25 protein-coding genes and 1 pseudogene are annotated in these 21,305 nt (G+C 72.1%); 12 read left to right on the top strand and 14 right to left on the bottom strand.

Going from position 1 to position 21,305, the window contains the following annotated elements:
• Positions 1-100: 100 nt before the first annotated feature.
• Both P3T39_RS12755 and P3T39_RS12750 read right to left on the bottom strand, forming a co-directional pair.
• Positions 101-550 carry a rhodanese-like domain-containing protein gene (locus P3T39_RS12755; protein WP_280697622.1) on the bottom strand — a complete coding sequence of 150 codons (450 nt, stop codon included), beginning with the start codon at positions 548-550 and terminating at the stop codon, positions 101-103.
• A complete protein-coding gene (locus tag P3T39_RS12750; RefSeq protein WP_280697620.1) occupies positions 544-1,062 on the bottom strand; it encodes a cysteine dioxygenase family protein in 519 nt (172 codons plus the stop codon). The genes P3T39_RS12755 and P3T39_RS12750 overlap by 7 nt, the downstream gene beginning before the upstream one ends.
• Before the next feature lie 268 nt (positions 1,063-1,330).
• Between P3T39_RS12750 and P3T39_RS12745 the strand changes: the two genes are divergently transcribed.
• Complete coding sequence (locus tag P3T39_RS12745; protein WP_280697619.1) at positions 1,331-1,747, top strand: NIPSNAP family protein; 417 nt, start codon at positions 1,331-1,333, stop codon at positions 1,745-1,747.
• A 316-nt stretch (positions 1,748-2,063) separates the two neighbouring features.
• On the opposite strand, the gene P3T39_RS12740 is transcribed toward P3T39_RS12745, so the two are convergent.
• From P3T39_RS12740 to P3T39_RS12725, 4 genes are all read right to left on the bottom strand, one after another.
• A complete protein-coding gene (locus P3T39_RS12740; protein ID WP_280697618.1) occupies positions 2,064-2,309 on the bottom strand; it encodes a hypothetical protein in 246 nt (81 codons plus the stop codon).
• Positions 2,310-2,323: 14 nt separating this feature from the next.
• Entirely contained in the window at positions 2,324-2,719 is a 396-nt protein-coding gene (locus P3T39_RS12735; protein WP_280697617.1) for a hypothetical protein, read from the bottom strand.
• A 118-nt stretch (positions 2,720-2,837) separates the two neighbouring features.
• Complete coding sequence (locus P3T39_RS12730) at positions 2,838-4,361, bottom strand: HAMP domain-containing sensor histidine kinase (protein WP_280697616.1); 1,524 nt, start codon at positions 4,359-4,361, stop codon at positions 2,838-2,840.
• Positions 4,358-5,110: a response regulator transcription factor gene (locus P3T39_RS12725; protein WP_280697615.1), complete on the bottom strand. Its 753-nt coding sequence runs from the start codon at positions 5,108-5,110 to the stop codon at positions 4,358-4,360. The genes P3T39_RS12730 and P3T39_RS12725 overlap by 4 nt, the downstream gene beginning before the upstream one ends.
• Before the next feature lie 248 nt (positions 5,111-5,358).
• Here P3T39_RS12725 and P3T39_RS12720 point away from each other — a divergent pair, with 248 nt between their 5' ends.
• Positions 5,359-5,625, top strand: a complete 267-nt coding sequence (locus P3T39_RS12720) for a GlsB/YeaQ/YmgE family stress response membrane protein (RefSeq protein WP_280697614.1) — start codon at positions 5,359-5,361, stop codon at positions 5,623-5,625.
• Positions 5,626-5,829: 204 nt separating this feature from the next.
• Here the strand turns inward: P3T39_RS12720 and P3T39_RS12715 are convergent, their stop codons facing one another.
• From P3T39_RS12715 to P3T39_RS12705, 3 genes are all read right to left on the bottom strand, one after another.
• The gene (locus P3T39_RS12715) at positions 5,830-6,417 is read right to left on the bottom strand and encodes a TetR family transcriptional regulator (RefSeq protein WP_280697613.1); all 588 of its coding nucleotides are present in this window, start codon (positions 6,415-6,417) and stop codon (positions 5,830-5,832) included.
• A 79-nt stretch (positions 6,418-6,496) separates the two neighbouring features.
• Positions 6,497-7,432: an aldo/keto reductase gene (locus P3T39_RS12710; RefSeq protein WP_280697718.1), complete on the bottom strand. Its 936-nt coding sequence runs from the start codon at positions 7,430-7,432 to the stop codon at positions 6,497-6,499.
• Between the two features lie 264 nt (positions 7,433-7,696).
• Positions 7,697-8,005, bottom strand: coding sequence for a GNAT family N-acetyltransferase (locus tag P3T39_RS12705; protein WP_280697612.1), 309 nt, complete (start codon positions 8,003-8,005; stop codon positions 7,697-7,699).
• Between the two features lie 1,007 nt (positions 8,006-9,012).
• On the opposite strand from P3T39_RS12705, the gene P3T39_RS12700 reads away from it, so the two are divergent.
• The 6 genes from P3T39_RS12700 (at position 9,013) to paaE (ending at position 14,664) form a co-directional block, all read left to right on the top strand.
• A complete protein-coding gene (locus P3T39_RS12700; RefSeq protein WP_280697611.1) occupies positions 9,013-10,308 on the top strand; it encodes a M20 family metallopeptidase in 1,296 nt (431 codons plus the stop codon).
• A gap of 465 nt (positions 10,309-10,773) precedes the next feature.
• Entirely contained in the window at positions 10,774-11,772 is a 999-nt protein-coding gene (gene paaA / locus P3T39_RS12695) for a 1,2-phenylacetyl-CoA epoxidase subunit PaaA (RefSeq protein ID WP_280697610.1), read from the top strand.
• A complete protein-coding gene (paaB, locus tag P3T39_RS12690; RefSeq protein WP_280697609.1) occupies positions 11,769-12,062 on the top strand; it encodes a 1,2-phenylacetyl-CoA epoxidase subunit PaaB in 294 nt (97 codons plus the stop codon). The genes paaA and paaB overlap by 4 nt, the downstream gene beginning before the upstream one ends.
• A gap of 17 nt (positions 12,063-12,079) precedes the next feature.
• Positions 12,080-12,988, top strand: a complete 909-nt coding sequence (paaC, locus tag P3T39_RS12685) for a 1,2-phenylacetyl-CoA epoxidase subunit PaaC (RefSeq protein ID WP_280697608.1) — start codon at positions 12,080-12,082, stop codon at positions 12,986-12,988.
• A gap of 71 nt (positions 12,989-13,059) precedes the next feature.
• Positions 13,060-13,593 (top strand): 1,2-phenylacetyl-CoA epoxidase subunit PaaD, encoded by a 534-nt coding sequence (gene paaD, locus P3T39_RS12680; RefSeq protein ID WP_280697607.1) that lies wholly within the window; start codon positions 13,060-13,062, stop codon positions 13,591-13,593.
• Positions 13,594-14,664 (top strand): 1,2-phenylacetyl-CoA epoxidase subunit PaaE, encoded by a 1,071-nt coding sequence (gene paaE / locus P3T39_RS12675; protein WP_280697606.1) that lies wholly within the window; start codon positions 13,594-13,596, stop codon positions 14,662-14,664.
• A 58-nt stretch (positions 14,665-14,722) separates the two neighbouring features.
• Here the strand turns inward: paaE and P3T39_RS12670 are convergent, their stop codons facing one another.
• Positions 14,723-15,811, bottom strand: a complete 1,089-nt coding sequence (locus tag P3T39_RS12670) for an NAD(P)-binding domain-containing protein (RefSeq protein WP_280697605.1) — start codon at positions 15,809-15,811, stop codon at positions 14,723-14,725.
• 73 nt (positions 15,812-15,884) lie between these two features.
• Positions 15,885-16,256 (bottom strand): YbjQ family protein, encoded by a 372-nt coding sequence (locus P3T39_RS12665; RefSeq protein WP_280697604.1) that lies wholly within the window; start codon positions 16,254-16,256, stop codon positions 15,885-15,887.
• Between the two features lie 112 nt (positions 16,257-16,368).
• On the opposite strand from P3T39_RS12665, the gene P3T39_RS12660 reads away from it, so the two are divergent.
• The 3 genes from P3T39_RS12660 to P3T39_RS12650 all read left to right on the top strand — a co-directional run bounded on the left by P3T39_RS12660 (position 16,369) and on the right by P3T39_RS12650 (position 18,806).
• Positions 16,369-17,301, top strand: a complete 933-nt coding sequence (locus P3T39_RS12660) for a hypothetical protein (RefSeq protein WP_280697603.1) — start codon at positions 16,369-16,371, stop codon at positions 17,299-17,301.
• Positions 17,302-17,376: 75 nt separating this feature from the next.
• Positions 17,377-18,093 carry a peptidyl-tRNA hydrolase gene (locus tag P3T39_RS12655; protein ID WP_280697602.1) on the top strand — a complete coding sequence of 239 codons (717 nt, stop codon included), beginning with the start codon at positions 17,377-17,379 and terminating at the stop codon, positions 18,091-18,093.
• Positions 18,094-18,224: 131 nt separating this feature from the next.
• Positions 18,225-18,806, top strand: coding sequence for a hypothetical protein (locus P3T39_RS12650; protein ID WP_280697601.1), 582 nt, complete (start codon positions 18,225-18,227; stop codon positions 18,804-18,806).
• 100 nt (positions 18,807-18,906) lie between these two features.
• Here P3T39_RS12650 and P3T39_RS12645 read toward each other — a convergent pair whose 3' ends face one another.
• Both P3T39_RS12645 and P3T39_RS12640 read right to left on the bottom strand, forming a co-directional pair.
• A complete protein-coding gene (locus P3T39_RS12645; protein WP_280697600.1) occupies positions 18,907-19,200 on the bottom strand; it encodes a hypothetical protein in 294 nt (97 codons plus the stop codon).
• A 99-nt stretch (positions 19,201-19,299) separates the two neighbouring features.
• A complete protein-coding gene (locus P3T39_RS12640; RefSeq protein WP_280697599.1) occupies positions 19,300-19,572 on the bottom strand; it encodes a hypothetical protein in 273 nt (90 codons plus the stop codon).
• Between P3T39_RS12640 and P3T39_RS12635 the strand changes: the two are divergent.
• Positions 19,489-20,135: pseudogene (locus tag P3T39_RS12635) on the top strand (response regulator transcription factor). The gene P3T39_RS12640 and the pseudogene P3T39_RS12635 sit on opposite strands and share 84 nt — an antisense overlap.
• Before the next feature lie 68 nt (positions 20,136-20,203).
• Here P3T39_RS12635 and P3T39_RS12630 read toward each other — a convergent pair.
• On the bottom strand, positions 20,204-21,295 hold the full coding sequence (locus P3T39_RS12630) for an ABC transporter ATP-binding protein (protein WP_280697598.1): 1,092 nt from the start codon (positions 21,293-21,295) through the stop codon (positions 20,204-20,206).
• Between the last annotated feature and the right edge of the window lie 10 nt (positions 21,296-21,305).

Here is a 21,305-nt window from a genome sequence, read left to right as displayed (position 1 = left end):
GGATGTCGGACGCGGTGGAGCACGCCAGACTCGAACTGGTCTTCGGATCGTGACGGCCTTCCCTGTCTCGGCCGGGCACAAACCTTTTCGGGCCTTTCCGCTACGAATCCCTGCCGTTCCCGGCGTGTCCGCACTCGGGTGAGGTCCTGTTCCCGGGCCCTTCGGCAGCCCCGTCGACGGTCGGCAGACCAGCCGCCGCCCAGGCGACGAAGCCACCGTCCAGGTCCGTCGCCCGATGCAGCCCCAGCTCGCGCAGGCTCGCTGCGGCCAGACTGGACGCGTACCCCTCCGAGCAGACCACGATCACCGCCAGCTCATGGCCGCTCGCCTCCGGGATGCGGTGACTTCCGGTCGGATCAAGCCGCCACTCCAGCACATTGCGCTCGATGATCAGCGCGCCCGGAATCCCGCCCTCCCGGGCCCGCTGCGCTGCCGGGCGGATGTCCACCAGCAGCGCACCCTCCGCGGCCGCCCGGTACGCCTGGGCCGGACTCGGCCGGTGCACCCCGGCCCGCGACCGCTCCAGCAGCTCGTCGATCGTGGTCACCACTGCTCCGGCCCCTCCGACGCGGTCTGCACCAGGCCCTCCGCGCGCAGTTCGTAACGGGACATCGAGTCCAGCGGCGGCGAGTACGCGTGGATGGTGACCGCAAGGCCGGTGGCGGTGTTCCGTACGTCGTGCAGGAAATCGGGCCCGAAGGCGCGGGCGGTGCCCGAGGTCACCCGACGGATCAGCAGGCCCTGCCCCGGGCCGCCCAGTGACAGCTCCTCAAGCTCACCCAGCGTCACCGCGAAGGCGCCGCGCGAACCGCCGTGGTCGTGAAAGCCGGTGGACTGGCCGGGCAGCCAGCTGATCAGCCAGACCTCGTAGTCCTCGGTGCGTTCCAGCCGTTCGTACCACCGCTCCTCGGCGGAGAGCCGGACGCGGTGCAGCCACCGGTCGGGTTGCTCGGCCAGCTCGCGGACGATCTTGCGCAGCGCGTTCGGCGAGAGCGGGGCCGCTGCGGTGGATGCGCTCGCCGGGGTGGGTGCGGCAACGGTGGGGGCGAGATCAAGGCTCATGGGGCATCCTCGGGTAGGCCGAAGGAGGCTGCCGCAGACGAGTGCCAGGGGCACCGGCGGGCGCGGCAGGCGGAAGGAAGCGAAGGAGGGGGCGCGGGAACGGGCTCAGACCCCGGGGGACATCACAGGGTGAGGAAAATCCGTCAGCAGGCACACATGTCGCTCGCCTGGCGTCGCAGATCGACGTGCAGGCGGCAGACCAGGGCGGTGCCGGTGTCCATGGGCTGATCGTCGCGGAGCCGGGCCCGCCGCGTCAAGCGCGGACCGCATGCCGAGCAGCACGCCACCGCCGGAGATCACCCGGGCCGCCCGGACCGTGCGCACCGGACGTCACGGAATCCGACCCGTCGTCGCCGAATGCGAAACCGGGGTTGAGGACCGGCGCTACCGGACCCGGCCCGGACGCCGGGACGAGTGGGTCCGCTGCGTGGAAGAAGTCGTCATCCCGTTCCAGACGTCGAAGGGGATGTCGGTAACCGCGTCCTTCATCGAGGAGGAGGACCAGGACGGTTGCGTCTGGATCCGCCGGTTCGACGACGAGGCGCAGCGCCAGGAGCTGTACGCCGCCGTCTACGAGAGCGACCGCTGGCGAGGCGAGATCAGCCCGGTCGTCCAGGACCTGCCGATCGCGGAGAAGTCCGTGGTCACCCGCGCGGTCCCGACACCGCGGTCCGTGCTCCGCTGACGCCAGGACCCGCCCCCGCGGTCTGCGGCAGAAGCGGCACCCATCCAAGAAACGTCCCGCTCACCAGAGAAGCTCCTGATGAACGGCGCAACGCAGGCGAAAGTCCCTGCCCGCACCGTCGATCACCCGCTCCGCCGCTCGCTCGGCTTCGAGATCCCGGCCTGAGGACTTCACCTCCAAGGACTGCCCGTCCGCCGCCGAGCCGCTCGGTGGTGAACAGGCGAGCCCACCAGTATCAAGCCCTGGATCCGGCCTGCCCCGGGGGAGACGGGGCAGGCCGGATCCGGCGACGACGGTTGTCCGGGCGGCCGGCGGGTCAGTTGTCCTTGCCTGCGTCGGCGTCCGCCTGGGCGGCCGCGCTGTCGGCGGCGTCCACCTTCTGCTGCATCTCCGTCACCTGCGCGTCCTGGGCACCGCCGGCCGGCTGTGCCGACTGTGCCGGCTGTGTCGCCTGCGCGGTCTGCGCGGCCTGTGCGGGCGCGGGTGCGGCACTGGTAGGCCCGCAGGCAGTGAGCAGCGGAGCCGCACCCAGAACCACCGCGACCAGTGCGGCCGTGGTCACCGATCGCCGAGCGGTCACTTGGCCGCCGCCGAGTCGGCGCCCTGGGCACTGCACCAGGTGGCCACGGACTTGAGGTCGGCCTGCCGGGTCTGGAGGGTCGGCAGCAGGCTCTTGCGGAAGGTGAGCCGGTCGGCCAGGTACTTCTCGATCTCGGTGTGACCGACTGCCTTGGCGTTGTCCACGCGCTGCTCAAGGCGGGCGATCGAGCCGGGCACGGTCGCGTCACCGTTCAGCCGGGTGATCGAGGCGGCGACCCGCTGCTCGGTCTTGGGCAGGCGCTTGCAGATGGCCTTCGCGCCGTCCCCCTTCGGGGCCGGCTTGGTCGCCGCCTGCGCCGGGGCGGCTGCGAACAGTGCGCCGGCCAGGGTGAGCGCGCCGAGTGCGGCGGTGGCCTTGCGGTTCGGGAACATGGCTGAATCTCCTTCAGTGCCACGAGGTGCCGACCCGTGGGCAGGTCGACTGGGCAGGAAGGTAACGGTGGTTCTTGTGGATTCCCTGTGAGTCGGCAGCTTCCGCGAGCACACCCGGTCAGCCCTGGTCGGGGCGGCCCCGGACCGTGCTCTCCCGGCTGCCCCGGCTGTCCCGGTCGCCTTCGTGGCCGTCCTCGGCCGAGAGCCAGTCACGTCGGGCAGGGAGCTGCGGGGTGGGGGCGTCCGTCACCGGCAGCGGCAGCCGCACCTCGAACCGGCAGCCCACCCCGTCGGGCGGCGTCCCGACCAGCACCGTCCCCCGGTGCAGCGCCACCTGCTGGGCGACCAGCGTCAGTCCGAGTCCCGAGCCCGGGCTGCCGGGCCTGCGGCGGAACCGGTGGAAGACCTCCGCCCGTTCGGCCTCCGGGATCCCCGGGCCGCAGTCGTCCACGGTGAGTACCGCGCAGTGGCCCTCGGCGCGCAGCCGTACCGCGATCCTGGCCGCGCCTTCCGGCGATTCGGTCGAACGGCCGTGCACCACAGCGTTGTTGAACAGGTTGACCAGCAGAATCCGCAGGCCCGCCTCCCAGCCGAACATCCGCAGCTCGGGCGGCAGGTCCGTGGTCAGTACGGCCTCGGGGTTGTGCCGGGCCGTTTCGCCCGCGGCCGAGTCCGTCAACTCGGCCAGATCCAGCGGACCGAAGGCCGACAGTTCGACCAGATCGCCCTGGGCGAGGGAGCGCAGTGCCGTCAGCAGCTCCAGAAGCCGTGCGTGCTCGCTCTGCAAGTCCGCTACGACCTCCGCCTTTTCCTCGGCCGGGAGGTCGGGGTGCGCGGCCAGCACGTCCAGGTTGGTGCGCATGCTCATCAGCGGGGTGCGCAGCTCGTGCGAGGCGGCGGAGGAGAACGACCGTGCGGTGTCCAGCGCCTGCGCCGTTCGTCCCGCCTGTTCCTCGTAGCGGCTGAGCAACTGGGCGATCGAGGTGGCGAGTTCGTCCACCTCGGCGACATTGGCCCGTTCGGTGGCGAAGCCCGCCGTGCCCGCGCCGGGGTCCAACTCGGCTGCCCGGCGGCTGAGTCGGCGCAGCGAGGCGGTGGCCCGGCCGGCCAGGGCGTAGGCCAGCAGGCCGGAGGCCGGTGCGGTGACCAGGGCCACCAGCAGCACCCTTTGGCGCACGGCCGCGAGTTGCGAATCGGTGGCCGAGGCGGGCGCCAGCAGCCAGAGCGTCCCAGGTGCCTGGCCGTCCAGCTGCACGGCCAGGACCCGCGAGGAGCGGCCTCTGTCCCGTACGGTGACCGGACCACCGGGCGTCCGGGCGGGCAGCCGGGCGGAGTCGGCGAGCTGGGGGCCGCCCGCCAGGACGAGCGTGCCGTCGGCGGCCTGGACCCGGATGCCCGCGTCGAGGGCGTCGGCGAGCACCTTGCGGTGCTGGTTCTGCTCGACCTTGGGGCGGCCGTTCCGATCGGCCGTCAGCAGCGCGCGGGCGTCCGGCTGCACGGCGGCGGCACGGTCCTGGAGGTGAGTGTCCTGCTGGTGCCGCAGGTCGCGGCCGACGAGGCCGAGCACCAGCAACCCGGCGGTCAGGACCAGCAGCGGCACCAGGACGGTGACCGAGAGTGCGATGCGGGTGGAGAGTCTCATGGCGAGTGCGCCTCCGCTGTCCCGCCCGTGGGCCGTTCGGGCGGAGGCAGACGCAGCACGAAGCCGACGCCCCGCACGGTGTGGATCAGTCGGGCTCGCCCGCCCTCCTCCAGCTTGCGGCGCAGATAGCTGATGAAGGTGTCCACGGCGTCGGTCCGTACCTCGAAGTCGTAACCCCAGACCCGGTCGAGCAGCTGGTCCCTGGTGAGCACCAGCCCGGCGTTCCTGGCGAACTGCACCAGAAGATCGAACTCCCTTCTGGTGAGATGGAGTTCGATCCCGTCGAGGCTGACCTGCCGGGTGTCCCGGTCGATGAGCAAGGGCCCCGCGCGCAGCACCTGTGACGGCGGCGGGCCGGCGGGCTCCACCGCAGCGGGCGCGGTCCTGCGCCGGAGCAGTGCGTGCAGCCGTAGGACGAGCTCCTCCAGCGCAAACGGCTTGACCAGGTAGTCGTCCGCCCCGGCCTGGAGCCCGGCGACCCGGTCCGCCACCTCGTCCAGCGCCGAGAGCATCAGTACGGGAGTGTCGTCGCCCTTCGCCCGCAGCGCGCGGCACACCTCGGTGCCCGTCAGGCCTGGCATCGAGACGTCGAGCACCACGACGTCCGGCGGCTGGCCGCCGAGCAGCCGCAGCGCGCTGGGCCCGTCCTCGGCGAGCAGCACCGTGAAGCCGCTCAGCCGCAGGCCGCGTTCCAGCGAGCGACGGATGGCGGCGTCGTCGTCCGCGACCAGCACCCGTCCCGTGGTCATAGTTCCTCCGTGTGGTGTGGGGCGGCCCGACCCTCTCATATCTCCATGAAGGCGCCGGGCGGGCCCTTGCGGCGGAGGTCGTCGACGGGCACTGTGGTCGGCGTCTCTCGGCGTTCCCTGGCGTTCAGGGGTGCCCCTCGGCGTTCCGGGGCGGCCGCAGGCGGTGGTGGAACCGGGGTGCCGACGTCGGGCGTCCTTGATGGCAGTGCGGCCGCATTGCGGCAGCTGGCGTTGAGCAGGAGAAACGTATGAGCATCATCGGCTGGATCATCCTCGGCCTGATGGCCGGGGCCATCGCAAAGATCCTGCTGCCCGGACGTGACCCGGGCGGCCTCATCGTGACGACCCTGATCGGCATCGCCGGTTCCTTCGTGGGCGGTTGGCTCTCGGCGACCTTCCTGCACCGGCCGGTAGCCACGAACTTCTTCGACCTCACCACCTGGGTGGCGGCGGTCGCCGGTGCCCTGGTGCTGCTGATCGCCTACCGTCTCCTCTTCGGCAACTCCCGGGACTGACAAGGTCGGTGGGTCCGGGGACGAGCGGCTCCCGCCATGGAGGCTGCAGGCCAGCCGCCTGCCGCCGTGAACCGAGCTGAACCGCCCACCGGTAGCCGCTCATTGGCAGCCGGTCATGGGCAGCAGGTGGGCGGTGGACCGTTGGTCGTGGGCCGTTGGTCGTGGCGGTCCGGAGCCGGTGGGGGAAGTCCGGGGCGGGATGCCTCAGCGGGAGCGGAGGCCGGTGAGGAGGAGGTTCCACAGGGCCTCGAAGTCGGCCTCGCACTTCGGGTCGGCCCACTCCGAGGCATGGGCCGGGTCGTGGAAGTGGGCGGTGGCCTGGAAGACCGCGCGGGCCACGGTGTCGACCTCGGTCGAACGGAACTCGCCCTGGCGGATACCGTCCTGGACGATCGTGGCGATCTGTGCGGTCAGGGTCTCGATATGGGCCTCGACCGTGGCACTGAGCTCGTTCACCAAGGTCATGTAGGTGGCGAACATCTCGGGATCGTCCAACGCCTTCTTGCGCTTGGCCGCGAAGAGTGTCGCCAGCCAGCGGTACAGGCGCTCGGTGGCCGAGCCGCGCTCCACGGTGATCGCCGCGAGCGAGTGGTGCGCCTGGTCGAGCCACCGCTGGGTGACGGCCTCGCGGAGTGCGACCTTGCTGGGGAAGTGGCGGTAGACACTGCCGTGGCTGACCCCGAGCGTGCGGGCGATGTCCACCACGGTGGCCTTGGCCGGTCCGAACCGCCGCAGGACGTCCTCCGCCGCGCTCAGGATCTGCTCGGGGGTGAGTGTGCTGTCCGTGGTCACGGCGGGGTACGTCCTTCGGTGCGGTTGCGGGCCGGCGGTCGGGTAGGAGCTGGCCTTCCCGTGCGGGATGACCGGTCGGTCAGTGCTCGCTGTCGAGGTGAGCCATCTGAGCGGCAGCGTACCGCTCGCCTGCGGCGGCACCGGCGGGGACCGCTGCCTCGATGGCGGCGAGATCGGCCGGGCCGAGGGTGACCTCCAGGGAGCCGAGGGCCTCGGCCAGGCGCTCCCGGCGGCGGGCGCCGACCAGCGGCACGATGTCCGAACCGCGCGAGGCGACCCAGGCGATCGCGATCTGGGCGACGGTGGCGCCCTTTGCCTCGGCGATGGCCCGCAGGGCCTCGACCAGGTTGAGGTTGTGCGTCAGGTTCTCACCCTGGAATCGCGGGCTGTGGCCGCGGAAGTCGGCCGCGTTCACCTCGCGGTTGCTGCTCCAGTGGCCGCTGAGCAGGCCGCGGGAGAGCACACCGTACGCGGTCACGCCGATGCCAAGGGAGCGGGCGGCGGGCAGGACCTCGGACTCCAGGCCGCGGGAGATCAGCGAGTACTCGATCTGAAGGTCGCTGATCGGGTGCACCGCGGCGGCCCGGCGCAGGGTCTCGGCCCCGACCTCGGAGAGGCCGATGTGGCGGACATAGCCGGCCTCGACCAGCTCGGCGATGGCGCCGACGGTCTCCTCGATCGGGACGTTCGGGTCCAGCCGGGCCGGGCGGTAGACGTCGATGTAGTCCGTGCGCAGGCGGCGGAGCGTGTAGGCGAGGGCGGTCTTGGTGGCGGCCGGGCTGGCGTCATAGCCGATCCAGCTGCCGCCCGGGGCTCGCTGGGCGCCGAACTTGACGCTGATCTCGACGTCCTCGCGCTTGCGTCCGCGCAGTGCCTCGTGGATCAGGAGCTCGTTGTGGCCCATGCCGTAGAAGTCGCCGGTGTCGAGCAGGGTGACGCCGGCGTCCAGAGCGGCGTGGATGGTGGCGATGCTCTCGGCCTCGTCGGCGGGGCCGTAGAGATCTGACATGCCCATGCAGCCAAGGCCGAGGGTGGAGGTGGTGAAGGCGCTGGCGCCGAGGGTGGCACGGGCGGGGGTGGTGGTCACGGGGTGCTCCTGGGGGGTTTCTCGGATTTCTCCGGCGGGCTGCCGTGGCTCAACTGTGGCATGTCGGATGACAGATTTCAATATCTGTCATCCGACATCTGTCATCTGATGTCCGTCACCTTTACTTCGTTGTCCGTCAGCCGGTCGCTGCTCGCTGCCCTGGCCGGTCGACTGGCTGCTGGCCGGCGGTGGTCAGTCGGTCACCTGGCTCCGGTTCTCGTATGCCAGGTCCGCGTACTCGGGGTGCCGGAGCATCCAGCCCTTGATGAAGGGGCGGGTTGCCAGGACCGGCAGTCCGCGTTTGCGGGCGTCGTCCAGTGCGGCCCGCGCCAGTGCGCTGCCGACGCTCTGGCCCTCGAAGGCCGACTCGACCACCGTGTGTGGATAGACCATCAGCTCTCCGCTTCGCAGGTACTCGGCGAAACCGGCCGCTTCGACGCCGATCCATGCCTCGAAGCGGCTGTCGGCCGCCGAATCCGTCACTGTCAGCGACTCGGTCATGTGCAAGCTCCTCGTCTCTCGTCTCGTTCGGTCCTGCCCGTGTCCGTCCGCGAGTCCGATCGGATCCCGAGCTCGCGGCCTACGGCGCCGTGCCGCGCTCGATCCCTCCGGTGATGGTTCGAATCGGCGGGTATCGGCGCGAGCCGGCCCCGAGTTCATGATCGAGCCGCCCGCGCTGCGCCGCCCGCGCGCCGCGCCCGCCGGTCGTCCCTCCGTCGATCGCCCAACTGGTGCCAAAGGCTGAGTCGTCATCACCCATCGTGCGTGGATCGGCCGAGCCTTACGGCTTCGCGGTGCAGCGGAGTCGATAGAGGTCCATCGTGGAATCGGGCGCGATCCTGCGACCGCGCTCGCGCCGTCGCCCCTGGCCCGAGCTCCGTGCCCGACCGGGTACCGTCCCGATGGGCGCGCCGCCCCCGACCGGTGGCCGACGCGATGAAGTACTTGGGCCACCTCGCAAGGGAACGAACGAATCTTCTAGGCTCATCCCTCGGCTTCCCCTGCACCGGTGTTCCGAACACACCGACGTACCGAGGCCGCCGTCCACGGGCCCCGGGTCGAGCCGGGGTCGCAGGACCGAGCGAGGAGGACGCAGTGTTGCCCAGCCCGAGGTCGCACCATCTGGCGTTGCCCGACCGAGTTTGCGGCCGCCGCAGGCGGTATACCGGCGGCTTTCGGGGAGGCGCCCGATGAGTCCTAGTCCTAGTCCCAGTCCCGGCCCGAGTCCGAGCCCTGGCCCGAGTCCGAGTCCGAGCCCGAGTCCCGGCCCTGGCTCGGTGCCCGGCCTCAGCGCCACTTCCGGCTCCCGGTCCGCGAGTTCCCGACCCGTCGGCCCGCAGACCGTGACCGCGTACGTGGCGGCGGGCGCTCAGTCCGCCGGCCCTCGCAGCGCCGGCCTCCGCAGCGGTGGCGCCAACGCCGTTGGTATACATCCCATTGGCGCCCGCACAGCCGGTGCTCACGCGGCCGCCCCGCGCCCCGCAGGCCCCCGAGCTGCCGCTCGTACGGTGACCGCCTTCCTGCCCGGCGTCGGTGCCGGCCCCGGTGCCGGCCCCGGCGTCACAGCCGGAGCCGCAGCCGGAACCGGAGCCGGAGCCGACAGCGCGGCCGAGGTCGGGGAACTCGTCGGCACGGCCGCACTTCCGGGGCTTCCCCAGGCGTTGAGTGCACGGGCCCGTACGCTGGCCGGCGCCGTCCGCCGCCGCTGCGCCGATCTGGCCCGGATGGAGTCGCCGTCCGGGGATGCGCCCCGTCTGGACGCCCTGGCCGAGGAGTTGGCGGCCGGGTTCCGCGCCACCGGTGCCGAGGTCTGCCGGGAGAAGGGGCCGGCCGGGGATCACCTGCTGCTCACCTGGGCCGGTCGGGACGAGAGCCTCCCGCACCTTCTCGTGGTGGGCCACCACGACACCGTCTGGCCGGTCGGCACACTCGCCGACTGGCCGGTTCAGGAGCGGGACGGAGTTCTCAGCGGACCCGGAGTGCTGGACATGAAGGCCGGTCTCGCGCTGCTGGAGGGCGCGTTCGCGCTGCTCGCGGACCTCGGTCAGCGGCCGCACCGGCCGGTCCGGCTGGTGGTCGTCGCCGACGAGGAGATCGGCAGTCCGGACGGCCGAAGGCTGGTCGAGCGCCAACTGCCGGGCGCGGCAGCCGTTCTGGGTCTGGAACCGCCGCACCCGGACGGTCGGCTCAAGACGGCCCGACGCGGCAGCACCCGGGTACGTCTGACGGTCACCGGCCGCGAGGCGCATGCAGGCAACCATGCAGCCCAGGGCGTGTCAGCCGTAGACGAACTGGTCGACCAGCTGGTCGCCGTACGCAGTCTGGCCCGGCTGCCCGGTACCGAACTCAACGCCGGCCGGATCACCGGCGGCACCCGGGCCAATGTGGTCGCGGGCCTGGCGGAGGCGGAACTCGGCCTGCGTTTCTCCACCGCCGAGGCGCAGCGCCGCACTCTCGACAACCTCGCCCACCTCACCGCGCTCAGGCCCGGTGCCCGGGTGCGGACCGAGGTTCTCTCCAGCCGTCCGGCCTGGCCCGAGCGTGCGGGCAACCCGCTGCTGCGGCACGTACGGTCGCTGGCCGCAGTGCTCGGCCAGAAGCTGGACGGCGCCCCGGCGGGCGGCGCAGGCGACACCAATCTCGCCGGTGCGCGCGGACTGCCCACGCTGGACGGCCTGGGTGCGGTCGGCGCGGGCCCGCATGCGCGCGACGAGCACATCCAGGTGGACCAACTCGCCCCGCGCATCGCCCTGCTGGCCGCCCTGCTGGCCGTTCCGCTGCCTCGTCTGCGCGAACGCCCGTAGCTCCGGTCCGGCGGATCCTGCGCACATGGTCGGCCCGGCACGATGTGGGGGCGTGGGGCTCTGCTTGATCGACTGTGCGTGCGACCGGCCGTCTGCGGACGTGCAGGTCGCTCGCGCACTCAGTTGATCAAGCAGAGCCCCACGCCCCTGCGGCATTGCCTGCAATCGCCTGCGGAGCCTCTCGGAGTAGCCCACAGCGCGCATCAGCGGCCGCGTCGCACCCTCCCGCACCTCAGCCGACTGCGGCCAGCCGACTGCGGCCCGCCAGTCCAGGAGTCCCGGCGCGGCAGGCTTGGACCCTCGCGGTGTCGGCTGTTCCGGGCCAGCCGTCCTGGGCGGGCGGACGGGCTCGGTCGAGCCGTCGTGCGGTGGTGTCCGGCGGGCCGCTGATCGCGATCCCTTGTCATTCCGGGTCCCGGCGCACACAATGGTACCGACCGAACGGTCAGTCGGGAGGTGGGTCGAGTGTCGGCACCGCAGATTGCCGAGCAGCCCCTGGAGGGGCACTTCGAGACGGTGGTGGCCGCCGAGCAGCGGATCGAGCCACGGGACTGGATGCCGGACGCCTATCGGGCGACGCTCGTCCGGCAGATCGCCCAGCACGCGCACTCCGAGATCATCGGAATGCAACCGGAGGGCAACTGGCTGACCCGGGCGCCCTCGCTGCGCCGCAAGGCGATCCTGCTGGCCAAGGCGCAGGACGAGGCGGGCCACGGGCTCTACCTCTACGCCGCCGCCGAGACCCTCGGGGTGGACCGGGCCGAGCTCACGGAGAAGCTGATCTCCGGTCGCCAGAAGTACTCCTCGATCTTCAACTACCCCACCCTCACCTTCGCCGACGTCGGCGTGATCGGCTGGCTGGTGGACGGCGCGGCGATCTGCAACCAGGTACCGCTCTGCCGTTGCAGTTATGGCCCGTACGCCCGCGCGATGGTCCGGATCTGCAAGGAGGAGTCCTTCCACCAGCGGCAGGGCTACGAGCTGCTGATGACCCTGATGCGCGGCACCGAGGCCCAGCGCCGCATGGTGCAGGACGCGGTGGACCGCTGGTGGTGGCCGTCGCTGATGATGTTCGGCCCGCCGGACGACGACTCGCCGAACACCGCCCGGTCGATGGCCTGGCGGATCAAGCGCCACACCAACGACGAGCTGCGTCAGCGATTTGTCGACATGACCGTCCCGCAGGCCCAGCACCTGGGCGTCACCCTCCCCGATCCGGCCCTGAACTGGAACGAGGAGCGCGGCAGTTGGGACTTCGGCGAGCCGGACTGGTCGGAGCTCAAGCAGGTGATCAAGGGCCAGGGCCCGTGCAACACCCAGCGCATCGAGCGCCGCCGTGCCGCCCACGAGGACGGCGAGTGGGTGCGCGAGGCGGCTGCCGCGTACGCCGCCAAGCGCAGGGCCGACGGCAGCAGCACGGACGGGCACAAGGGGCAGGGCGATGCACAAGGGGCAGGGCGATGACTGAGACCAAGGCCGAGTGGCCGCTGTACGAGGTGTTCGTGCGCCCCCGGCGCGGCCTCAACCATGTGCACGTCGGCTCGCTGCACGCCTCCGACGACCGGATGGCGCTGCTGGCCGCGCGCGATCTCTACACCCGCCGCAACGAAGGCGTCAGCCTCTGGGTGGTCCGCTCGGACGCGATCACCGCCTCCACCCCGGACGAGCAGGACCCGTTCTTCGCCCCCAGCGGCGACAAGGTCTACCGCCACCCGACCTTCTACGACATCCCCGAGGATGTCCCGCACATCTGACGGGGGAGACGCACGTCATGACCCATGCGACCACTGACCCGACCAGCGACGACGACCACGTCTACCTGACCCTCTCCGAGGCCTCCCCGGGGCCGGAGGGCGAGGCCCGCTGGGCCTACGGGACGGGCTTCGCCGACCCGCTGCTCGGCGTGGACACCGCCCTTCCGGACGGTGTCGACGGCGCCGACCTCGGCGCCTACTGCCTGATGCTGGGCGACGACGCCCTGATCCTGGCCCAGCGGCTGATCGAGTGGTGCACCCGGGCCCCGGAGCTGGAGGAGGAGGTGGCGCTCGCCAACCTCGGCCTGGACCTGCTCGGCCAGGCCCGCCAACTGCTCACCCGGGCCGGTCAGGTGGACGGCAGCGGACGCAGCGAGGACGAGTTCGCCTACTGGCGCGAGGAGCACGACTTCCGCAACGTCCGCCTGGTCGAGACCCCGAACGGCGACTTCGCACACTGCATCGCCCGACTTCTGCTCTTCTCCACCGCCCGCCACGCGCTCTACGAGCTGCTCGGAGGCCACCCGGACCAGGTCCTCGCGGCCGTTGCGGCGCGCGGCGTCAAGGAGTTGGCGTACCACCGCGAGTACGCCACCGCCTGGACGCTGCGACTCGGCGACGGTACCGAGCACTCGGCCCGGCGGATGCAGGCGGCGCTGGAGGCCCTCTGGCCGCTGCTGGACGAACTGTTCACCGCGCATCCGGTGGAACTGCGGCTCGGCGTGGACCCGGCGCAGCTGCGCGAGCCCTTCCTGCGGGCCCTCGGCGAGGTGATCGCCGAGGCCGGGCTGACCGTGCCGGAGGCCGCACCGCTCGCCTACGTCGGCGGCCGGGCCGGACGCGACGGCGTCCACACCGAGGCGCTCGGCCCACTGCTCGCCGAACTGCAGGTGGTGGCCCGCGCCCACCCGGGGGCGAACTGGTGATGTCCCCGACCAGTCACGGAAGCTCAGCGCACGGAAGCTCAGCGCACGGAAGCTCAGCGCACGGAAGCCCTGTGGCAACACCCGCTGCGCCCGCCCACTCCGCGCGTGCGGGCGGCGCCTGGGAGGTCGCGGCGGCCGTGCCCGACCCGGAACTGCCGATGCTCACCCTGGCCGACCTCGGTGTCCTGGCCGAGGTCGAGGAGGACGAGGGCACCGTCACCGCCTGGCTGACGCCGACCTACTCGGGCTGCCCTGCGGTCGCCGAGATGGCCGCCGACGTCGATGCCCGACTGCGCGCGGCCGGGTACCCCAGCGTGCACGTACGGCTGCGCCTGGACCCGCCGTGGTCCACCGACCTGATCAGCGAGACGGGGCGGCGCAAGCTGGCCGAGGCCGGAATCGCGCCGCCGCAGCCGGGTTCCGTGGGGTCGGGGGCCGTTCGCCAGGGCGTGCTGCGGCTCGGGCCGACCCGACACGTCGTCCACTGCCCGCAGTGCGGTTCCACGGACACCGAGGAGCTTTCCCGTTTCGGCTCCACCGCCTGCAAGGCGCTCTGGCGCTGCCGCAGCTGCCGCGAGCCCTTCGACCGGATCAAGGAGATCTGAATGACCGTCCGCCGACCGGCCTTTCACGAGCTGCGTATCGCCGCGGTGGAGCCGCTCTGCGAGGACGCGGTCGCGGTCACCTTCGAGGTGCCGCCGGACCTGGCCGCCGACTTCGCCTTCCGCCCCGGTCAGACACTGACCCTCCGCCGGATCGTGGACGGCGCGGACGAGCGCCGCTCGTACTCGATCTGCTCGCCGGTCGGCGGGCCGCTGCGGATCGCCGTCCGGGAGGTGCCCGGTGGCCTGTTCTCGCGCTGGCTGGTGCGCGAGGCCGGCGCGGGCGACCGGATCGAGGTGCTGCCGCCGTCCGGTCTGTTCAGCCCCGAACTGGGCACCGCCGCCCGGCATGTGCTGCTGGCCGCAGGCTCGGGCATCACGCCGATGGTCTCCATCGCGGGCTCGGTGCTGGCCGCCGACGAGGGTTCGGAGGTCATCCTGCTCTACGGGAACCGGCGCAGCGACACGGTGATGTTCGCCGACGAGCTGGCCGACCTGAAGGACCGTCACCTGGACCGCTTCCAACTCCTGCACGTCCTCTCCCGGGAGACCCGGGACGCCGAGCTGCTCAGCGGACGCCTCGACCCGGAGCGGGTCAAGGCGCTGGTCGACGCCCTGGTGGACGTCGAGCACATCGACCACTGGTGGCTCTGCGGCCCCTACGGCATGGTCGCGGGCGCCAAGGAACTGCTCGCCGACCTCGGGGTGCCGGCCGAGCGGGTGCACCAGGAGCTGTTCCACGCGGAGGACGAGCCGATCGCCGAACGCCCTGAGGAGGACGGGGCGGTGGACGGCAGGTCGAGCGAGGTCACGGTGGTCCTCGACGGCCGTTCGGGCACCCTCGCCCTGCCACGGGACCGTTCGATCCTGGACGGCGCCCAGCGGGCCCGCCCCGACCTGCCCTTCGCCTGCAAGGGCGGTGTCTGCGGCACCTGCAGAGCACTGGTCACCGAGGGAGAGGTCAGCATGCGCCGCAACTTCGCCCTGGAGGACAAGGAGGTCGCCGCCGGCTACGTCCTGACCTGCCAGGCCCGCCCGGTCTCCGACCGGGTCACCGTGGACTACGACCGCTGAGCACCGTGTCCGAGCGGGCGGCCGGCTGACCGTCCGCCTGCTCGCGGCGTGCCGTCGATCACAACGGCTGCACCCGGACCGGCGCTTCGGACGGCTCCCCGAGGAGCTTCACGATCGCGTTGACGGCGGACCGGCCGGCCCGGTTGGCGCCGACGGTGCTGGCGGAGGGGCCGTAGCCGACGAGGTGGACACGGGGGTCGGCGGCGGCCTGGGTGCCGTCCGTCCTGATACCGCCGCCGGGGCTGCGCAGGCCGAGCGGGGCGAGGTGGGCGATCTCGGGGCGGAAGCCGGTGGCCCAGACGATCGCGTCGGCCGTCAGCTCCCGGTCGCCCCAGGCGATGCCGTGCTCGGTGAGGCGGTCGAACATCGGTCGGCGGTCGAGCGCGCCCAGCTCCTCGGCGCGCCTGTACGCGACCGAGGGGCCGAGGCCGGTCACGCTCACCACGCTGCGTACGGGCAGGCCCTGGCGGACCCGTTCCTCGACCTTGGCCACGACGGCGCGCCCGACCTCGGGGGTGAAGGGACCGTCGTGGTAGACGGGGGGAGTCCGGGTCACCCAGACCGTCTCGGCGACCTCGGCGACCTCCGAGAGCACCTGGATCGCCGAGGCGCCGCCGCCGACCACCACCACACGCTGCCCGGCGAAGGACCCGGGCCCCCGGTAGTCGGCGTAGTGCAGCTGTCGCCCGGCGAAGTGGCCGGGGTAGTGGGGGAGGAAGGGGCGCGTCCAGGTGCCGGTGGCGTTGATCAGCGCCCGGGCCGACCAGTCGCCCGCATCCGTCTCGATCAGCAGTCGCCCGTCCGGCCGGGGCTGCACGGCGCGTACGCGAACCGGGCGGACGACAGGCAGCGCGTGCTTGGCCTCGTACGCCGCGAAGTACCCCGGCACCACCTCACGCGCCGGGGCACCCGGGTCGGGCGTGGGCAGCTCGAAGTCCGGCAGGTCGTGGAAGCCGTGCACGGTGGCCATCCGCAGTGAGGGGGAGCGGTGTGCCCAGGCGCCGCCGGGCGCACTGTCGGCATCCAGCACCACGAAACCCCGGTACGGTGCGAAACCGCGCCGCCGCAGGTGATAGGCGGCGGACAGACCGGCCTGGCCGGCACCTGTCACCACGACATCGACGTTCGTTGCACCGTAAACAGTCACGCCCGTGAAACATCGGGCCCGGCGGGAGTGTTCCCCGTGGGCCCGAGGTTTCACGGGCGCGCGAAATCCGCTCTCAGGACGCCGGGGAGATCACCACGGCCGTGCCGTAGGCGCAGATCTCCGTCCCCAGATCCGCAGCCTCCGTGACGTCGAACCGCATCATCAGCACCGCGTTGCCACCGCGTGCCTTGGTCTGCTCGATCAGCCGTTCCATCGCCTGGTTCCGGCTGTCCACCAGAGTCTTCGTCAGGCCCTTCAACTCGCCCCCCATCAGCGACTTCAGCGAGGCACCGATCTGGGTGCCGATATGGCGACTGCGCACCGTCAGGCCGAAGACCTCGCCGATCACCCGCTCGACCCGGTACCCGGGCACGTCATTGGTGGTCACCACCAGCACGCCCGAGCTCTGTTCCTGCCCACCGCCGTACTCCGCGAGATTGCTCATAGCGCCATCCTGTACGGCCGGGGGCCGACACGCCGCAGGCTTGGCCGAATGGGCAGAAGATCCTCTCACGGCACCGGTGAACCGCCACCCGAAAAGGCCGTACGGTAGCCCCATGGGCGAGCGAAGCGATCATCCACAGGGGCCGGGTGCGGCGGAGGACTCCGAGGCGCAGGAGATCGAGGCCACCGTGGTCCTCGGTATCCGAATCACCGACTGGCCTGCCCTGCGCGCGGCCGCGCGGGCGATTGTCGAGGACCTGGTCTTCGAGGGCGTCGACCCCGAGGGCCAGCGCGAGGCGCTGCTGCGCGAGGTCTCCGAAGACCCCAACGCCGCACTCGGCGCCTTGCTCCATCCGGACCGCCTGGTCTCGGCCATTCCCGGCGTCGAGGCGCTCGGCGGCACCCTGGAGATCAGCCTCACCGAGGACTTCGCGCCCGATTTCGCCGAGCTCTTCCCGCTCGACCTGGACGCCGAGGACGGCGGTGGCGGTGTCGGCGACTGGACGCTCACCCCGCGCACCGCCTGTCTGCTGCACACCCAGCTGATCACCCTGGCCGACGCCGCGTACGACGACCTGGAGGAGCACGAGGGCGAGCCGGTCACCGACGACGAGGAACAGGACTGGGCCGTCTTCGGCCGTCTCCCGCACCGGACCTGGGGCATGCACCGCAGCTGGCGCCGCGCCATGGCCAGGACCTTCGACGACCTCGCCGAGGATCTGGCCCTCGGCGAGTGGCCGCTGCCCCGGTGCCTCGCCGAGGAGCTGGCCCTGCGGCTGGCCCTGGTCGACGCCCGGGAGCTGCTCGGCGCCCAGCCGCAGGCCGTCGCGGACATGATGGGCGAGCTGCCCGTCGACCTGTACGACTACGACTGGGACGGCTGCGTGGACGAACTCTTCGGCGTCTACGGCCCCGACGACGGCGACCCCGAGATGGACGCCGCAGACCGCACCGACCAACTCCTCGCCGCCACCCACCCGGAGGGATGGTTCCTCACCTACGAGGACGCCGAGGAGCGCGACTCCGCACGCGGCTACCGGCGCTGACACCACGGAGCTCGAAGGGCGGGCGGGCGTGGAGGGCGTCGGAGGGCGGCGCGGGCGGCCTGGCATCCTGGTGGGGTGACCTCAGCAAGTGAAACCCCCGCCCCCCAGGCCGCAGTCGATCCTCGCGACGACCTCCCGCAGTATGTGCTCCCGCTCGTGGTCCGGCTGGAGCGGGCGACGCCTCCGGCCCGTACCGATGCGCTGGAGACCTCGGCGCGTGCCGTCCTGACGCTGCTCGCAGACCCCAGGGTCACGGCCGCCGACGGCGAGTGGGCGGAGCTGGTCGCCGCCTGGGAGGACGCCCGGATCCGCAAGGTGGTCCGGCGGGCCAGGGGCGGCGAGTGGCGGAAGGCGGGCGAGCTGCCGGGCATCACGGTGACCGGGGAGAGCGCCGAAGTCCGGGTCTTCCCACCGGTGCCGCTGGACGGCTGGCCGAAGGAGCTGGCCAAGCTCCAGGTCTCCGGGACCGACCTGGACGGCCCCGAACCGCCGGTGCAGCCGGCCCCCGGGACCCCTGTCCTCTGGCTCAATCCAGAGCTGGAGATGAGCGCGGGCAAGACCATGGCGCAGACCGGGCACGCCGCCCAGCTGGCATGGTGGCGCCTGGACGACACCCGGCGCAAGGAGTGGGCCGAGGCCGGATTCCCGCTCGCCGTCCGCACGGCGACCCCCGGTGCCTGGGTCGAGCTGACGGACGGTGACCTCCCGGTGGTCCGCGACGCGGGCTTCACCGAAATCGCCCCCGGCAGCTGCACTGTTGTCGCCGATCATCCAGCTCTGCGGCTGAGTTGACGAAGAAAACCGGTCGTACTCGGCCATTTCTGATGGCGCGTCATATTCTCGATTCCTGTGCTGCAACCGGCGTTTACCCTTACCCGTCTCCGTTGGTGACAGTCACTCACATTCTCGTCAGGAAGCGGATCATGCGACGTTGGATCACCGTGCCGATGGCACTCGTCCTTGCCGCCGCGGCCACGGCCGCGGTACCGGCTGCAGCCTCCGCGGCCACCCGCTCCGCGGCCGTGGCGGAGTGCTCGACCGACTGGGGTAGCCTGCCCAAGTACGACCGGACCCCCGGCTCCAACCAGTTGGTCGATGTCCGGACCGGTGCCACCCCGTGCTACGACCGGATCGTCCTCGATGTGCCCGGCGCGTCGGCCGCCCACCCGCTCGGCTACCAGGTCCAGTACGTGGACACCCTCCTCCAGCAGGCATCCGGCAACCCGATACCCGTCAACGGAGGGGCGATCATCGAGATCGTCGTCACGGCAGCCTCCTACGACCACACGGCCGGGAAGCCGAGCTACCCGGGCCGAGCCGGGGAGCCGCTGCACGGGGTGGACCTCGGCGGCTACCGCACGTTCACGGACACGCGGTTCGCCGGAAGCTTCGAGGGATACACCCAGATCGGGCTCGGCGTGCGGGCCCGGCTGCCCTTCCGCGTCTTCCAGCTCGACAACCGCGTGGTGGTCGACGTGGCCCACGGCTGGGGCGCCACCAGCTGACCCCTGCCCGATGCGATCCCGCCCCGTGCGACCCCTGCTCCGGGTGATCCCGTCCGGGCGGCCCGGCGGACGAGCCCCCCCGGCCCGCCCGCCGGGCCGCTCAGGCGTCGTGCCGCCGCAGTGCGCGCCAGCCGCCGCAGGCCGCGGCGGCGGACCAGGCGGCCATCAGGGCGAGGCCCGTCCAGTGGCCGTAGTGGATCTGCGGATCGTCCAGGTTGCGCAGCGCCACCTGGCTGAAGTTGAGGCCGTAGAAGACTCCCACGCTCTGATCGCGGGTGAGGTTGTCGTCCACCCTCCCGAGGGCGGCATTGGCGGCGTACGTCGCACCGACGGTGAGGAGCAGCGAGCTCAGCGGGGTGACCCACTGGGAGCGCAGCGTGGTGAGTTTGCCCAACTCGGCGCGCAGTGCGGCCGGCCCGGGGGGCGCGGCGCCGGGCCGGCCGGGGTGACGGTGCTCATGCCGTCACCGCCCGGTACTCGACGGAGGCCGACGTCATGCGCATGAACGCCTCCTCCAAGGCGTCCTGCTGGACCGCCAGTTCGTAGAGCGCCACCCGCCTGCGGCGGCGAGGGCGCCGATCCTGGCGGGCTCGACGCCGGTGACCTCCCAGGCGCCGTCGGCGGCGGGCTCGGCGGCAAGACCGGAGCCGCGCAGCAGGGCGGCGAGCTTGTCCGGGCCGGGCTGCGCGCGGTCCTGGAGGCCCAGGACGGGCTGACGGTGGTCGGTGAGGCGGGCGACGGAACGCAGGCGCTGGGGCTGGTGCACTCACTGCGGCCCGACGTGGTGCTGATGGACGTCCGGATGCCCGACATGGACGTCTCACCGCCACCCGGGCCATCCTCGACCCGGCCGGGAGATCCACCGGGCACTTCGCCGGGCAGCCTGCCGGGCGGTCGGCCACCGAGCCGCCGAAGATCCTGGTCATCACCACCTTCGAGAACGACGGCTACGTCTACGAGGCGCTGCGCGCCGGTGCCGACGGTTTCCTGCTCAAGCGCGCCCGCCCGGCCGAGATCGTGCAGGCCGTACGGCTGGTCGCGGCAGGGGAGTCGCTGCTCTTCCCGGCTGCGATCCGCGGGCTGGCCGCCGGGCGCGGCAGCCGGTCCGCCCGCGACGGCATGGCCCGTGCGGCGCTTACCGAACGCGAGGCCGAGGTACTGCGCCTGATGTCCCGTGGGCTCTCCAGCGGTGAGATCGCCGAACAGCTCTTCCTCGGGCTGCAGACCGTCAAGACGCATGTCAGCAGCGTGCTCGGCAAGCTGGGTGCCCGCGACCGTACCCAGGCCGTGATCGCCGCGTACGAGTCCGGGTTCGTCTCGCCGAACTGACCGGACCGAGTGAACCGGGCGAACCGACGGACAGGGCCAACCGGCCGGGCTGGTTGGCCGGCGGAGGATCAGGCCGGATAGGCGTGTGTCTGGGCGGCCTTCACGGAGGCCCAGACCTTCGTCCCGGGGGCCAGGTCGAGTTCGGCCACGGCGGCCGGGGTCAGGTCGGCGGCGAGCGGGAGCGGACCGGTCAGGTCCGCCCGGACCTGGTCGCCGTGCAGGTCGAGCCCCCCGACCTCCAGCTGCCAGACGTTGCGGGCGCTGGACTCCGGGCGGGTACGGTGCAGAACCACGGCCGAGGGCGGGAAGGCGACGAACGCGGCACCGGTCAACTCCTCGGTGGTGAAAAGTTGTTCACCGTCGGGGAGGGTGACGGTGCGGCCCTCGGCGGTGCCCTGGTAGAGGTTGAGGCCGACCAGGCGGGCGATGTAGTCGGTCCGCGGGTGGCGGGAGATCTCGGAGGGCGTGCCGGACTGCACCACCTGTCCGTCCTCGATCACCACCAGACGGTCGGCCAGCACCATGGCGTCCAGCGGATCGTGGGTGACCAGCACCGCGACCGCCTCGAACTCCGCGAGGTGGCGGCGCAGCTGCGCCCGCACCTCGAGCCGGGTACGGGCGTCCAGCGCGGCCAGCGGCTCGTCCAGCAGCAGCAGGCGGGGTCGGACGGCGAGGGCGCGGGCGAGCGCGACGCGCTGGGCCTGGCCGCCGGAGAGCGCGCGGGGCTTGCTCTCGGCGTACTCGGCCAGCCCCATCCGCTCCAGCCAGGGCCTGGCCTCGGTGCGAGAGGTCTTCTTGTCGGCGCCCCGGCAACGCAGGCCGAAGGCGACGTTGTCGAGCGCGCTGAGGTGGGGGAAGAGCAGGTAGTCCTGGAAGACCACGCCGACCGGACGGGACTCGGCAGGGGTGTGCAGGCCGGTGGCCGGATCCTCCAGGGTGGTGCTGTCGAGCCTTAGATGGCCCGCGGTGAGGGGGAGCAGTCCGGCGAGGGCGCGCAGCGCGGTGGACTTGCCGGCGCCGTTGGGGCCGAGCAGGGCGAGGACCTCGCCGGGTGCGGCGGTCAGGGGCAGGTCCAGGCGGAAGGCGGCGCGGTCGATCCGCAGGTGGGCGTCCAGGGCGTGGGGCGATGCCGGCGGTGCCGGCGGTGTAGGCGGTGTCATGGGCTGCTCT

Origin of the sequence: Kitasatospora sp. GP82, from assembly GCF_029892105.1 — a bacterium.
Taxonomy (GTDB): Bacteria; Actinomycetota; Actinomycetes; order Streptomycetales; family Streptomycetaceae; genus Kitasatospora.
The sequence above is the reverse complement of the archived record's forward strand: the minus strand, read 5'-3'. Positions and strand labels throughout refer to the sequence as shown.

What these genes read in the sequence shown, in the direction of transcription:
- P3T39_RS12750 (WP_280697620.1), bottom strand. Translation starts at nt 1,062, where the DNA reads ATGAGCCTTGATCTCGCCCCCACCGTTGCCGCACCCACCCCGGCGAGC.
- P3T39_RS12745 (WP_280697619.1), top strand. Translation starts at nt 1,331, where the DNA reads ATGCCGAGCAGCACGCCACCGCCGGAGATCACCCGGGCCGCCCGGACC.
- P3T39_RS12735 (WP_280697617.1), bottom strand. Translation starts at nt 2,719, where the DNA reads ATGTTCCCGAACCGCAAGGCCACCGCCGCACTCGGCGCGCTCACCCTG.
- P3T39_RS12730 (WP_280697616.1), bottom strand. Translation starts at nt 4,361, where the DNA reads ATGAGACTCTCCACCCGCATCGCACTCTCGGTCACCGTCCTGGTGCCG.
- P3T39_RS12725 (WP_280697615.1), bottom strand. Translation starts at nt 5,110, where the DNA reads ATGACCACGGGACGGGTGCTGGTCGCGGACGACGACGCCGCCATCCGT.
- P3T39_RS12720 (WP_280697614.1), top strand. Translation starts at nt 5,359, where the DNA reads ATGAGCATCATCGGCTGGATCATCCTCGGCCTGATGGCCGGGGCCATC.
- P3T39_RS12710 (WP_280697718.1), bottom strand. Translation starts at nt 7,432, where the DNA reads ATGGGCATGTCAGATCTCTACGGCCCCGCCGACGAGGCCGAGAGCATC.
- P3T39_RS12705 (WP_280697612.1), bottom strand. Translation starts at nt 8,005, where the DNA reads ATGACCGAGTCGCTGACAGTGACGGATTCGGCGGCCGACAGCCGCTTC.
- paaB (WP_280697609.1), top strand. Translation starts at nt 11,769, where the DNA reads ATGACTGAGACCAAGGCCGAGTGGCCGCTGTACGAGGTGTTCGTGCGC.
- paaC (WP_280697608.1), top strand. Translation starts at nt 12,080, where the DNA reads ATGACCCATGCGACCACTGACCCGACCAGCGACGACGACCACGTCTAC.
- paaE (WP_280697606.1), top strand. Translation starts at nt 13,594, where the DNA reads ATGACCGTCCGCCGACCGGCCTTTCACGAGCTGCGTATCGCCGCGGTG.
- P3T39_RS12665 (WP_280697604.1), bottom strand. Translation starts at nt 16,256, where the DNA reads ATGAGCAATCTCGCGGAGTACGGCGGTGGGCAGGAACAGAGCTCGGGC.
- P3T39_RS12660 (WP_280697603.1), top strand. Translation starts at nt 16,369, where the DNA reads ATGGGCGAGCGAAGCGATCATCCACAGGGGCCGGGTGCGGCGGAGGAC.
- P3T39_RS12650 (WP_280697601.1), top strand. Translation starts at nt 18,225, where the DNA reads ATGCGACGTTGGATCACCGTGCCGATGGCACTCGTCCTTGCCGCCGCG.
- P3T39_RS12630 (WP_280697598.1), bottom strand. Translation starts at nt 21,295, where the DNA reads ATGACACCGCCTACACCGCCGGCACCGCCGGCATCGCCCCACGCCCTG.